14 protein-coding genes are annotated in these 13346 nt (G+C 59.4%); 5 read left to right on the top strand and 9 right to left on the bottom strand.

From position 1 onward, the window contains the following. Nucleotides 1–61: 61 nt before the first annotated feature. The 9 genes from JNB71_RS05415 to JNB71_RS05455 form a co-directional block, all read right to left on the bottom strand. Nucleotides 62–1189, bottom strand: coding sequence for a DUF2333 family protein (locus JNB71_RS05415; protein WP_220370773.1), 1128 nt, complete (start codon nt 1187–1189; stop codon nt 62–64). Continuing rightward, nucleotides 1182–2480 (bottom strand): DUF6638 family protein, encoded by a 1299-nt coding sequence (locus tag JNB71_RS05420; RefSeq protein ID WP_220370774.1) that lies wholly within the window; start codon nt 2478–2480, stop codon nt 1182–1184. Before JNB71_RS05420 ends, JNB71_RS05415 begins: the two co-directional genes overlap by 8 nt. A gap of 21 nt (nt 2481–2501) precedes the next feature. Next, entirely contained in the window at nt 2502–2771 is a 270-nt protein-coding gene (locus JNB71_RS05425) for a type II toxin-antitoxin system RelE family toxin (RefSeq protein ID WP_220370775.1), read from the bottom strand. Then, on the bottom strand, nt 2755–2988 hold the full coding sequence (relB, locus tag JNB71_RS05430; RefSeq protein WP_220370776.1) for a type II toxin-antitoxin system RelB family antitoxin: 234 nt from the start codon (nt 2986–2988) through the stop codon (nt 2755–2757). The genes JNB71_RS05425 and relB overlap by 17 nt, the downstream gene beginning before the upstream one ends. Before the next feature lie 87 nt (nt 2989–3075). Next, a complete protein-coding gene (locus JNB71_RS05435) occupies nt 3076–4986 on the bottom strand; it encodes an AAA family ATPase (protein ID WP_220370777.1) in 1911 nt (636 codons plus the stop codon). 4 nt (nt 4987–4990) lie between these two features. After that, on the bottom strand, nt 4991–6139 hold the full coding sequence (locus JNB71_RS05440) for a hypothetical protein (RefSeq protein WP_220370778.1): 1149 nt from the start codon (nt 6137–6139) through the stop codon (nt 4991–4993). A 187-nt stretch (nt 6140–6326) separates the two neighbouring features. After that, nucleotides 6327–7415 (bottom strand): hypothetical protein, encoded by a 1089-nt coding sequence (locus tag JNB71_RS05445; protein WP_220370779.1) that lies wholly within the window; start codon nt 7413–7415, stop codon nt 6327–6329. Nucleotides 7416–7575: 160 nt separating this feature from the next. Continuing rightward, the gene (locus JNB71_RS05450; RefSeq protein ID WP_220371156.1) at nt 7576–7959 is read right to left on the bottom strand and encodes a c-type cytochrome; all 384 of its coding nucleotides are present in this window, start codon (nt 7957–7959) and stop codon (nt 7576–7578) included. A 69-nt stretch (nt 7960–8028) separates the two neighbouring features. Continuing rightward, complete coding sequence (locus tag JNB71_RS05455; protein ID WP_220370780.1) at nt 8029–8610, bottom strand: thymidine kinase; 582 nt, start codon at nt 8608–8610, stop codon at nt 8029–8031. Nucleotides 8611–8853: 243 nt separating this feature from the next. Between JNB71_RS05455 and JNB71_RS05460 the strand changes: the two genes are divergently transcribed. From JNB71_RS05460 to JNB71_RS05480, 5 genes are all read left to right on the top strand, one after another. Further along, entirely contained in the window at nt 8854–9804 is a 951-nt protein-coding gene (locus JNB71_RS05460; protein WP_220370781.1) for a choline ABC transporter substrate-binding protein, read from the top strand. Between the two features lie 81 nt (nt 9805–9885). Beyond that, nucleotides 9886–10731, top strand: coding sequence for a choline ABC transporter permease subunit (gene choW, locus JNB71_RS05465; RefSeq protein ID WP_220370782.1), 846 nt, complete (start codon nt 9886–9888; stop codon nt 10729–10731). Then, complete coding sequence (gene choV / locus JNB71_RS05470; protein ID WP_220370783.1) at nt 10728–11777, top strand: choline ABC transporter ATP-binding protein; 1050 nt, start codon at nt 10728–10730, stop codon at nt 11775–11777. The genes choW and choV overlap by 4 nt, the downstream gene beginning before the upstream one ends. An 84-nt stretch (nt 11778–11861) precedes the next feature. Continuing rightward, on the top strand, nt 11862–12605 hold the full coding sequence (locus tag JNB71_RS05475) for a HugZ family protein (protein ID WP_220370784.1): 744 nt from the start codon (nt 11862–11864) through the stop codon (nt 12603–12605). Between the two features lie 119 nt (nt 12606–12724). Next, nucleotides 12725–13066 (top strand): ArsR/SmtB family transcription factor, encoded by a 342-nt coding sequence (locus tag JNB71_RS05480; RefSeq protein ID WP_018326888.1) that lies wholly within the window; start codon nt 12725–12727, stop codon nt 13064–13066. Nucleotides 13067–13346: the final 280 nt, after the last annotated feature.

Here is a 13346-nt window from a genome sequence, read left to right on the forward strand (position 1 = left end):
AATCGAACAAAAAGGCGGGGGAACCGGAGCTCGCCCGCGTAAAAACACCGGCAATTGCCGCTTACCGTGCCAAGATATCGCGCATTTCAACGAGGTTGGAGCGGACGCGCAGGACATAGAAGCCGAGCGTTGCAAGGTGGGTCGGCATGATCCAGCCGTCCTCTCGGCCATTGGAGATGATCAGCGGCTGGATGCGCAGCGCCGCGCGCAATTGCTTGATGCTTTCCTGCCAGATCGGCGCCAGGCCGCGCTGGGTAATGACGGCGTCGAAATCGGCGCCCGCGGCGACCATGACACCGTAATAGCCGTAGAGCTGGCCATAGGCGAACCAGTAGCGATCGTCCGCACGCGTATCGAACCAGCCGCCATTGTGATTTTCCGACCGTTCGCGGATCATCGCCGAGGTGCTGCCGATATCGTTGGCGATGCGGTCGAGGAACTCAATCAGATTGTCGGAGCGGGCATCGAAGATCGATTCACATTTGACGAGCGATTCATTGAAGGCCTGCAGGTCGCGCATGGCACTGCGGTAGAAGCTTGGTGTCGGCGTTTTTGGCCCGAACGGATCGAGGCCGAAATACCACGCCGTTTCATCGAATTGCAGGTTGCTGCGGGCGCGCTGGAGATTGTTGTTGATGCCGGACGTGCCGCGCACGCGGCCGAGCGAATCCACCAGCTCGACCGTCGTGCGGCGCACGGCCTGGTTGACGCCACGCTGGAAAGACGCCTTGTTGTCGAGCCAGGGCGTGTGGTCCCAATCCATGCCGAACAAGCCCGCCTTGTAGAGCAGCATCGACGAGATCCAGGCATTCTGGTTGACGTTGAAATCGACGAGATCCGCCGTCACGTCGACGATCGCCGAGCGTTCGCAGGTGTTGGCGGGCGCCGTCTGCCCGGCGGCGGCCTTGACCGGCAGGCCGGCATCGTTCTTCCGCTCGGCGAGATTGTACCGGTTTACATAATCTGGATCGAAATTGGTCCAGGCCTGCGTCTGCCAGATGAAGTAGGCATAGAGCGCAATCAGCACCAGAAGGCCGATGCCGATCGGCCCCTTGATGATCCAGCTGCGGCCCCGGTACCAATTGCCAACGGCAATGAAAGGAAAGAGGATCCAGGCTATCACCAGGCCGATGCCGCGGCCGATCGCGGAAAATACACGCTGGAAAAACGCCACGATCGGATCAAGCATTACTGTCCTCCTTGAGCCCGTAAAGACGTTTACGGAATGCCACCTTGTCCCTGAGATATGTTCCGGTCAGCGTCGCCACAACATATTCCCTGAACTTTTCGCTGTAATGTTCATAGGCTGCATAAAACCCCTGCTTGTCAAAGACGAAGCGGGAGACGAAATCGCTCGGGTTCAGCTGTGCGATCAGCCGATTGGTGAGCCACTGGTCAGGATGCTCGGGCGCGGCGCGCACGAGCAGGAAGCGGTTTTCAGGTGCGACCTCCTGCATCTTGATCGTGCCTGACGTAGATACCGTGCGGATCATGGCCTGCAGGAACGGGTAGCCTCCATCCGAGGACACCAGCGCCGAATTGCGGTGCATCCAGGTCTGCAGCCAGATCGCGTCGACCGTGTTGAGGTCGGTTGTCGGCTCTGCCTGATTTACCAGCCCGCGCAGGATCATGTCCGCACGATGCTGATAGAGGCCGGAACTCTCCACCCAGGAGGCCTGCGGCAGTTGCAGCCGGTTGGTAGATGCCAGGAACTCGTAGATGCGCTGATGATCCGAGAGGCTGATATAGCCAACCTGCCACGGCCGCGAGCGGCGGAAACCGGGCACGGAAGGATCACAAATCACGGTCGTCGTCTTCTCATCGAGAAAGACGTAGACGCCGCCGAAATGATTGGCCCAGAAGGCCTCATGGCGAAACACCAGTTGATCGGGTACCAGTGCATTCTCACGGATGTCGCCGGTGATCTTCGCAAGCTCGACCATCCGGTTCAACATCGCATCGTCGGCCCAGGCGGTCGGTACCGTCTTCAGTTGATCTACCAGGCTCCTCAGTTCGGCCGCCTTGCCGAGCATGTCTTCGGCCGACAGCACGCGAAAGTGCACTTCGTTGATCGACAGCAGGTCGTCGATATCGGTGACGGTCGAAACGGAATCCTCGATCTCGCCGTAGAGCGCATCCTTGATCGTCACCGCATTGATCGCACGCGCATTGGCGGCGAAAAACTCGTGCATCAGCGCCGCCGTGTTGGAAAAGCTCGTATGGACGACCGGAAGCTCCTCCTGCGCCGGCGTCATGATGATGAAGCGGCGGTTGACCCGGTTCGGATCGAGATAGTCGCGATCGCCGAGTTCATCGGCGATCTCCGGCGAAAAGCCGGTCATGTCGATTCGGAACGAGGAAAGTGCCGTGGGGCGCAGGCCAAAGCCCTGCAGGGCCTTGTTGTAACGCGCAATCAGATGCGGCTCGGAAATTTCGAGCAGACGCCCATAGATGAGTTCGGCTTTGAGGAGGCGTTTCATGCGGTGTAGACCGTGGGCTGATCATCTATAAATTTCACGACGACGCCCGATTTCGACAACAAGGATGACCAGATGTTCGTCCCGAATTCGACAAAGAATTCGGAAATCTCCGACACGATATCTCCAAAGATCCCCGAGCCTTGCCCCCTGCAATGCTTGGCCAAGCTGGCGCGGATGGTCGAGCAGCGCCACACGGCCAAAAAGAAAATCTCGAATGCCCCGTACATCAGCAGCACCGATCTTTCGCAGACTCTTTTCGGCGTCGCTGGTGATATCAATCGTCCAGGCCAAGTTCTACCATGACCTCTTTCAGCGGGCGCGTCGTGCTTTCACCACGTTCCAGTCGTTCGAGCGCCCGCTCGGCAAGATAGATGTCTTCCAGATCGTCCAAATGTTCCTCGATCGCCTGCCGGATATAAAACGTCGCTGTTCGCCCCGTACGCGCTGCAAGAGCCTGCAGCCTTTCATATGTCTCGTCGGGTAGACGGATTGCCGTTTGCCTAGTCATAACCGCTGCTCGCAATGGGATACGTGTATACCATATAGCACGCCCACTCTCTAATTACCACGGGACAGAGAACCGGTTGGTGCTTCCTCACCACCGCCCGTCCTTCCGCATTGCCTCGATTTGCGCGATCGCCTTTTCCCTCTGGCGTTCACGGCGGATGATGTCGGCGACGGCTGCATCGTCGGATTTGTCGGTGTAACGGAATTCGCTGTCAGCGTAGCGGTTGATCTCCTGGATGACCATGGGAAGCGTGATCGGTCCGCGCAGTTCCTCGATCATCGCTTTTTTCTCGTCGTAGGACTTGTGCATGAAAACATGCGGCGCGACGAACCAGTCGTCGGGCAATTCCACATCCATCGCCCGCATTTTGATCGCATCGGTAATGTTCTTGATCGCCCGGCCGGTGAAGCGCGGTTCCGCCTCCTTGATCATGTGCAGATAGGCACCGACATCCGCGAGCGTCTCGATCTTTCCCTCTTCCTTCTCGAACCGTTCCCAGACGGCAAGCAGGCCCTCCTCCTTCGGCCGGGAATGGGCCTCGTAGGATTGCGAAACAGCCTTCTTGATTTCCTGCCCGGCAAAGAGCTGGTGCTCTCCGAGCGGTATCTGATGGTTCTTGCCGACCAAAAGCGCAAAAATGTCGATGTAGTCGCCTTCCGATTGCGGCCCGTCGACCAGCCAGCGGGCGCCGGCGCGCTGGCGCAGCGCGTCGTCGACGTTTTCCGGATAGTTGGAAAACATGCCGAATGTGCAATTGCCGCGGATCACCGTCGAGGCGCCGGCGAAACTCTCCATCAGCACCGCTGTCACCTCGTGCTGGCCGGCCGAGGCGCGATCGTCAGAGCGCTTTGCCGCGACCTGATCGACGTCGTCCACGGTGCCGAAGCCGATGGCGCGCGGATTGATGACGTTGTTGACGAATTCCTTGCAGTTCTGTCCGGACTTGCCCTGATAGGAGGAGATCTGGTCGACGCCGAAATTCTCATAGTGAAATGCGTAGCCGGCGATCTCGCAGTAGTCGCTGAGCATGCCGGCAAGCATCTGGATCAGGATCGTCTTGCCCGTGCCGGGCATGCCGTCGCCGATGAAGGTGAAGAGGAAGCCGCCGAGCTCGACGAAGGGGTTCATCTGCCGGTCGAAATCATAGGCCATCAGCATCTTGGCAAGCTTCAGCGCCTGATACTTGGCGATGTGGTTGCCGATGATCTCTTCCGGCTTCTTGAAGGTCATCACCAGCGGCTTGCGCTTGGCGCCTGGCGCGACGTCGAAGCCGTTCAGGGTGAAATCGTCCTGATCGAGCCGGATATGAACGTTTTCGAAGTTTGAAAGCCCGATGAACCGCGCCTTGCGGCCGATCAGTCCCTCTATCGCCACCCTGGCAAACGCCCGGGCCCGGCTCGTCAGTGCCGCATCGTCCGGCGCTCCGGCGATCGTCCTATCGAGAGCCGAAACCAGACTCTTCAAGGCATCCTGCGGCGTATCGAACAGGAAATCAGGCTCGGCGCCGTCCTCCACCGGTTCCCCTTCCCCGGCCAAGGTCGAGCCGAGATAGGCGGCGAAGGTGAACGCGGCGACATAGGCCGATGCCGACAACAGCGCCTTGAACTGGGCGGCATCGTCGCCAGCGAGAGGTGCCGCGGCGTTGCGTGACTGCAGGCTTTCAAGATTGGTCTGGCGGGCAAAGACATCGGCAACTGCAAGCGCCACCTGCAGGCCGCGCCGCGAGCGATAGAGCAGAGCGTGCTGGGCGGGAGACATCAGCGGGTCACCTGTGCGAACCGCCTGGATCGTCTTTGCCAGCTCCACTTCGCGGGTACGGCGCTGGCCGCCGGTCGAGACGGTGGAGACGAAGCGGCGCCCGGTTCCCGCAAGTGCTGTCTTCGAGGCCGGATCGTCGGCTTCCAGTATGATGACCTTGGTCACCAGGCCCTGGGCGACCGCCTGATGCCGGTCGATGTCGTCCTCATGCAGTGTCGTCAAGCCCGCGTTCAGTGACATTGTCTCACACCTCGCTGATGACCTGGTTTCCGGAAATCACATGCACCTTGTAGTCGCCGAAGATCTGTGCTGCATCGCCGGCGGCATAGAGCGCCTGATAGGCGTCGTGCGGCACCAGTGCATGTTTCTCATAGGAACTGACCCCCATGCGCGTCGCTTCGAGATTATCGGTATCGATATGGAATTCTTCCGCAGCCGGCGTCGACGACCAGAAGCCGCGCTGGGCCGGACGCTCGGCCTTGGAAAAGACCTCCTGCACCGTCCAGGTCAGCAGCCAGGCGTTTTCCTGCTTGCGGACCTTGGAGAGTATCTGATTGATCTTGGCATTGTTCTCGGTGATACCCGCCGAATAGAACGGCCCGAGAACGATGCGGCGCAGCTGCTTCGGATGAAGTTCGGGGAAATCCTTGTCAAGATTGGTGGCGATCGTCACCGGTGTCAGCGAATAGGCGCTGTTCTTCAACGCGAAATCATCGAAACGACTGGCCAGTTCCGGATTGAGAAGACCGCCGATCGGCAGGGGAATATCCACCTCCGGATTGAGCTTGCCGTCGTCGGTCACCAGCATCGCGACGATCTTTTCCGACGAATCCTCAACTGTCGCCATGTAGACCATCGGCAGGGTGCTCGATCCGTCAAAGACACCCCAGCAGACGACATAGTAGGGCCGCATCGTCTTTGGGTTGACGGCGACCCGGATCGTCTCGGGCATGATGAACGGCGAGAAGATGTCGCCCTTGCCGATCTGCTCGAGATAAAGCCGTTCGGCCATGCGCGACTGCAGCTCGGCAGGAAACGCCTTGTGGCGCAGGATGAAGTCGGCCATTTCCTGGCGCAACGCGTCGGCTTGCGGAATGCCCGAGAGCCGCTTTTCCGCCGACTGCCGGTCATTTTCCAGCTCCAGCACGTTCTGGAACACCGGAAAGCCGCTTTCGGCACGGGAAATACGGAACTGCTCGATGAACCCGATCCGGTTCTCCCAGCAGGAGAAGGACGCCTTCAGCCGCGCAAGATAAGGCACCACCACTTCGCCGACCACCGAATTGCGGTAGAGCGGCGAGTTGCGGTCACCGAGAAAGATTTCAAGACCGCCGAGCGCCGACCGGATCGAGGCGAAATACTGGCCGACAGGACCTTGGGTCGCGGCGTTCATGATGGTTTGGCCTGTAACCGAATTGTTCGCATGTGGAACCGCCCCTCATCCGCCCTGCCGGGCACCTTCTCCCCGTAAACGGGGTGAAGGGACAAGCGGCGACCTCGATAGTCCCCTCTCCCCGCCTGCGGGGAGAGGGCTAGCGTGAGGGGCTCTGTGGGTTGATTTTCAGCGAGCATGGCGCCGCCTACTGCTTCACGTAATTGGCCGAATTGTGCTTTTCCATCACCGCCTGGAACCGCCGCGCAAACGCGTCGTCGGCGAGCTTCTTGCGGCGCTGGATGTCCTGGGTCGAGAGCATGTTCTTCTCGTGCATTTCCAGGAGATCGCCGATGTGGCGTTGGGCCGCCGAACCGATGCCCGCCATGGTTTCCTCGGCCGCGGTATCGACCTGGCTGCCAAGCGTGTTGATCTTATGGGCGACATCCTGCTGCGCGGCCGTCTTCAACGAATCCTCCAGCGCCTTGTAGAGCACGATGCGCTGTTCGGTATCGATCGTCAGCTTGTTGATCAGCGTGTTCTGTGCGGCGATCTGGTTGTTGAGCGAATCGACGAAGGTCTGGAACATCGAGGTGTAGCGCTCGAGCGTCTGGCTTTCGGCAAGCAGTTCCTGCTCCTTGGCCTGCTTCTCGTTGTATTCGGTGGCCAGAACCGAGCGCTCGCCTTCGAGTTGGGTGCGGGTCATCTGATCGGTCGAGGCGGCGATCTTGTTTTCGATGTCCATCAACAGCGGGTTCAGTTCCTCGATCCGCTTCTGGGTCGCCTGAAGGTTCGTCATCGTGCCTTTGCGACGCTCGATCACCTGCACGAGACTGGCTTCGGAGGTCTTGTAGCGGGCTTCGAGAACGTTCTTCTGTTCCTTCAGAATTCCGACGATGGTGTCGGATTTGGAGAGCAGTTCCTGCAGATTGGCGGCAAGCGACATGTTGCGCACGCGATCGGTGCGCATGCGCTGTGCGCTCTGCTTGGAGAAGATGCTGATGAACTTCTCGTAACCCGTGTAGCTCTTCATGCTCTCGAATTCTGCCCCGAAAACATTGGTCGCATCTTCCAGGCCGATGATGAGGTCGGCGATGTTGCCCTCCATCACCTTCTGCTGGTTGATGACGTCCTGGATACGGGCATTCTCGATATCGAAATTCGCGTCACCCAACTTGGTGTCGGCCTTCGCGAACTGGTCGAGCACCACGGCGGACTGGTTCATCTTGCTGCGCATCTGTTCGACGATGCCCCGCGTTTTCTCGATCTCGCTCTCAAAATTCTGAAGTGTCGCCATCGTTTTCCCCTCTCGCTCCGGTGCAAGACGCGCCGCGCAGGTCAATTATTCAGTCGTGACATCCGTTTATATAATGGGAGCAGCGATCTGAAGCACAAGTGCCAAGCGGCCGTTTTTCGATGTGCATCCTCTTGTCGGCAACTCGCCTGCCGCTTTCGCGTCATTTCGTAGCTGTGGCCTTCAAATAAGCAATGAGGTTTTCGATGTCCTGAGGCTTTTTCAATCCGGGAAAGGACATTTTCGTACCCGTGACCATGGCTTTCGGGCTGAGAAGATATTCGGCAAGCAGGTTCTCATCCCAGACCTTGCCGCCTTCGCCGAAGGCTTTCATGGCACCGGAATAGCTGTAACCGGCAAAGGTCGCAACCGGGCGGCCTATGACGCCCAACAGGCTCGGCCCGACCCGGTTGACCGGTTCGGACGCGGTATGGCAGGCCCCGCATTTCCTGAAGACCTGCGCGCCCGCTTCCGCATCGCCACCGGCATGGGCGAGGCACGGCCAAAGACAAAGACAGGCACTGATAAAAAAACGACGCAGCGGCATCGGGGTTTCTCCGGAAAGCGAACGGAACGCCGCCACCATGACACGGTGCGGCTGTCGCGCGATAGCCCGTCAGTCTGCCTTCATGACGTCTTCCCAATGGCGCCGGCAAAAGACGACGTATTTCTCGTTGCCCCCGACATCGACCTGGGCTCCTTCGCGGACAACATTGCCATCGGCGTCCAGCCGAACGACCATGGTCGCCTTGCGGCCGCAATGGCAGATTGTGCGGATTTCCCGCAACTCGTCGGCAATGGCGAGCAGCGCCATCGAGCCGGGAAAGAGCTTTCCCTGGAAGTCCGTGCGCAGCCCATAGGCCATCACCGGAATGCCGATGCGATCGGCAACGCGCGCCAGTTGCCAGACCTGATCCTCACCTAGAAACTGCGCCTCGTCGACGAAAACGCAGGCAACCGTTTCCTGCGCATGCAGGCGTTCAATCAAGGCATAGAGATCGTCTTCATGGGTGAAGGGGATGCCCTCATCGCTCAGCCCGATGCGGGAGGACACCCGCCCCGTGCCTGCCCGGTCGTCAAAGGCTGCGATCAGGATGACCGTGCGCATGCCGCGTTCGCGATAATTATAGGAAGCCTGCAGCAGCAGGGTCGATTTTCCAGCGTTCATCGTGGCGTAGCTGAAATACAGTTTTGCCATGGCGTCCTCTTCTGTATGCTGTCGCTCGTTCATGAACAGACCGGGCGAGGAAGGCTAGAGCGCGAGCGCAGAAACCACAGAAAATCGACACTTCCCGGCAGAACGTGAACAATGCGACATCTTACGTCGTTTTACGCGGGCTGTCTGGCGAATGTCCCAATAAACTCAAGGACAACACCAAGGGCGCTTGTATCGGCGAACATTTGGTGATTGGGTACAACCATAAGAGGCAGGGGAATGACCATGATGACCAGACTTGCATTGAAATTCATGATGACTGCAGCCGTTTCGCTGGCTGCGATGACGTCGGCTCATGCCGCCGAGCCTGAAAGCTGTGGCACCGTCCGCTTCGCCGATGTCGGCTGGACCGACATTACGGCGACGACCGCAACCGTCAGCGCCGTCCTGAAGGGTCTCGGTTACGAGACGGACATCAAGGTTCTGTCCGTTCCGGTTACCTATCAGTCGCTGAAGAACAAGGACATCGACGTCTTCCTCGGCAACTGGATGCCGACCCAGGAAAACGACGTGCGTCCGTTCCTCGACGACAAATCGGTCGAATCCTTCGGCCCGAATCTCGAGGGCGCCAAGTACACGCTGGCGACCAATGCCAAGGGCGCCGAAATCGGCATCAAGGATTTCAAGGATATCGCAGCTCACAAGGATGAGCTCGACGGCAAGATCTACGGTATCGAGCCGGGCAATGACGGCAACCGCCTGATCATCGACATGGTCGACAAGGACACTTTCGGCCTGAAGGGCTTCGAGGTGGTCGAATCCTCTGAACAGGGCATGCTCGCGCAGGTCGCCCGTGCGGAAAAGGATGGCGAGCCGGTCGTCTTCCTCGGTTGGGAACCGCATCCGATGAATGCCAATTTCAAGCTCACCTACCTTTCGGGTGGCGACGATATCTTTGGCCCGAACTTCGGCGGCGCAACCGTGTTCACCAACGTGCGTGCAGGCTACACCACAGAGTGCCCGAATGTTGGCAAGCTGATCACCAATCTCAAGTTCTCGCTTCCGATGGAAAACGAGATCATGGGCAAGATCCTGAACGACGGCATGGAGCCCGACGCAGCCGCAAAGGAATGGATCAAGGCCAATCCGGCCGCCATCGAACCGTGGCTTGCCGGCGTCACGACCAAGGACGGCGCCGAAGGATTGCCGGCGGTGAAAGCAGCCCTCGGTCTCTGACCGGCGGAGATGAGGCGGGGAGATGTCCCCGCCTTTTTTGAACCGCTTTTCGTTTCGTTCTTCCGACGTGGGATGTTTTCCGTGGATTTTTTGACCGAATATCGTGTTCCAATCGGGACAGGGGCGAAGGCCTTCGTCGATTGGCTCACAACCAATTTCGAGTTGTTCTTCGATCAGCTCGCAAATTTCCTGTCCGGCGTGGTGGCCGTTCTGCTGTTCGTTCTGCAGACACCGCATGCGCTGATCGTCGTCGCGATCGTCACGGCGCTATCCTGGTGGCTGCGCCGCTCGATCGGCATTACGCTGTTTACCTGCCTCGGACTGCTGTTGATCATCAATCAGGGGTATTGGAAAGAAACCACTGAGACGCTGGCACTCGTGCTCGCCGCCAGCTTCGTCAGCATGGCCGTCGGCATTCCGCTCGGCATCTTGGCAGCGCGCAGACCGGTGTTCTATGCCTTTCTGCGCCCGATCCTCGACCTGATGCAGACCATCCCCACCTTCGTCTATCTCATCCCGGCGCTGATCCTCTTTGGTCTCGGCATGGTACCGGGCCTGATCGCAACGGTGATTTTCGCCATTCCCGCCCCCATCCGCCTGACCCGCCTCGGCATTATCTCGACGCCGCCATCGCTGGTGGAAGCAGCCGTCTCCTTCGGCGCAACGCCGTCGCAGGTGCTGCGCAAGATCGAAATCCCGTTCGCCATGCCGCAGATCATGGCCGGGCTGACCCAGACGATCATGCTGTCTCTCTCGATGGTGGTTATTGCGGCTCTGGTTGGCGCCAACGGCCTCGGCGTACCGGTGCTGCGCGCCCTGAATACCGTCAATGTCGCCAAGGGCTTTGAAGCAGGCCTTTGCATCGTTATTCTCGCCATTGTTCTCGACCGCCTGTTCCGCTCGTCCGATGAAGGAGAAGGCGCATGACCGAAGCCGTCGTTTTCAAGAATGTCGACATCGTCTTCGGCAACAAGCCGGAAGCGGCCATCGCCATGGTCGATCAGGGCAAGACCCGCGACGAGATCGGCGCCGCGACCGGCCTGGTGCTCGGTGTTGCCAACGCCTCGCTGACGATCACAGAAGGCGAAATTCTGGTGCTGATGGGGCTGTCCGGATCGGGCAAGTCGACGCTTTTGCGCGCCGTCAACGGTCTTGCGCCGGTGGTGCGCGGCGAAGTGCAGGTGAAGACCGGGCACGGAACGATCAACCCCTACAAGACCAGCGCCAAAGCGCTGCGTGACTTCCGCATGCACGACGTCTCGATGGTGTTCCAGCAGTTCGCTTTGCTGCCATGGCGCACCGTGGAGGACAATGTCGGCTTCGGGCTGGAATTGGCCGGCGTACCGGATAACGAGCGCAAGAAGCGTGTTGGTGAACAGCTGGAGCTGGTCAACCTGACGAAGTGGGCCGGTCGGCAGGTCAAGGAACTGTCCGGCGGCATGCAGCAGCGCGTCGGCCTTGCCCGCGCATTTGCCACCGGCGCGCCCATCCTGCTGATGGACGAACCGTTCTCGGCGCTCGATCCGCTGATCCGCACCCGCCTGCAGGATGAACTCCTGGAGTTCCAGCGCCGGTTGAAGAAGACCATCCTCTTCGTCAGCCACGATCTCGACGAAGCCTTCCGGATTGGTAACCGCATCGCCATTATGGAGGGCGGCCGCATCATCCAGTGCGGCACGCCGCAGGAAATCGTCAAGAGCCCGGCCAACCAGTACGTCGCCGACTTCGTCCAGCACATGAACCCGATCACAATGCTGACGGCGATGGACGTGATGCAACAGGGCGTCAACCGCGCTGACGGCGCAGTTGGCGTGACGGCGACCGCCAAGCCGACAACGCCGCTGATCGACATCCTCGACGCGATGTCGCGTCAGCCGGGCAGCATCGGCGTCGTCGACAACGGCACCGTCGTCGGCACCATCAATGCCCAGAACGTCGTGGAAGGTTTGACCCGGCACCGCAACAGAAGTTGACCGGAACAGCGCGAATGCCAGTATAAAGGACGCCCGGAGACAACGGTTTCCGGGCGTCTCGCATTCCCGACATGAGGCAATCCGATGGCCGAAAGACCTTCCGTGCTGCGCGAAACCGACGACGAAGCACGCAAGCTTGCCCGCATCCTGCTGCGCTCCGCTCGGAGTGCTGCTCTCGCCGTCATCGAGCCGGAAAGCAACGGTTTTCCCTTCGTCAGCCGTGTGCTTCTCGGCATCGATACGGACGGAACGCCGGTCATTCTGGTTTCTGCCCTGTCGACTCATACCCAGGCGCTATCCGCTGATCGTCGCTGCTCGCTGCTTGCCGGAGAGATCGGCAAGGGCGACCCCCTCGCGCACCCGCGTCTGACTGTTCAGTGCGAAGCAGAGAAAGTCGACAGCAATGGCGACGGCCATGCCCGTATTCGCGCGCGTTTCGTCCGCCGGCATCCGAAATCGGAGCTCTATATCGACTTTCCGGATTTTGCCTTTTTCAGGCTGCGGCCGCTGAAGGCCAGCCTCAATGGCGGCTTTGGCCGAGCCTATGCGCTTGATGGCGAAGACCTGCTCATTCGCTCGCCGGCAATCGACGATTTGGCAGCGGCGGAAGAGCGTGCGATCGAGCACATGAACAACGACCATTCCGACGCGGCAAGCCGTTATGCACGGGTCTATTGCAAGGCAGAAGGAACGGACTGGCGAATCTGCGGTCTGGATGCGGCCGGGGTCGATCTCGCCTCTGGCGATCAATTAAAGAGACTGGAATACGATGCGCCATTGCAATCCGCGGCTGAACTGCGCATGATGCTGGTGAAACTTTACGGTTAAATTTACTCTACCTACCCCGAATTCTTACAGTAGGAGGTTGTGCTTTTATTCATCACGTCTAATTATCGCTTATTCACAATCATGACCAAGCGTGATGTGAACCTCGCACGGAGTACGGAATGCAAACGATCTCTCCTCAGAAACACGGCAAGGCTGAAATAGCTGCGGAGTTTCTGTCGGCCATGGCAAACCCGAAGCGTCTGCTAATTCTGCGTTCACTGGTGGACCAGGAAATGGCAGTCGGCGCGTTGGCAAACCAGGTCGGCCTCAGCCAATCTGCCCTGTCGCAACATCTATCCAAATTGCGTGCCCAAAATCTCGTCACTACTCGGCGGGATGCGCAGACTATCTACTATTCAAGCTCATCGGACGCTGTCCTGAAAGTGTTGAAAACATTGACGGAAATCTATGGCGAAGAAGCCGCCCCGGCCGAAAAGGTCGCGCAGCGCCGTACCGCCTGACACGAATGGGGGCCGGCCGCTCGCCGGTCCCCTCACCAGCCACGTCCGCCAAGCCTAGTTCTTCTCCTGGGCTCTGCTCCCCATCCACACGCTCTGCAGCAGGCACGATTTGACCTGCGGTGCCCTCCTGTAGCGGCGCCTCACACGCAGCGGTAATTGTCAGCCAGAGTGGCGACCGTTCGCGTCCTCCCGGGCTCTCCTCTGCCCAAGCAGTCTCTCGCACGCTCGAAAAGGTTGCACGACTCAGGCCGTCGCCGGCGAGAGCCCGATGTGCCGATGT

It is taken from the genome of Rhizobium herbae (genome assembly GCF_019511375.1).
Taxonomy (GTDB): Bacteria; Pseudomonadota; Alphaproteobacteria; order Rhizobiales; family Rhizobiaceae; genus Pararhizobium; species Pararhizobium herbae_A.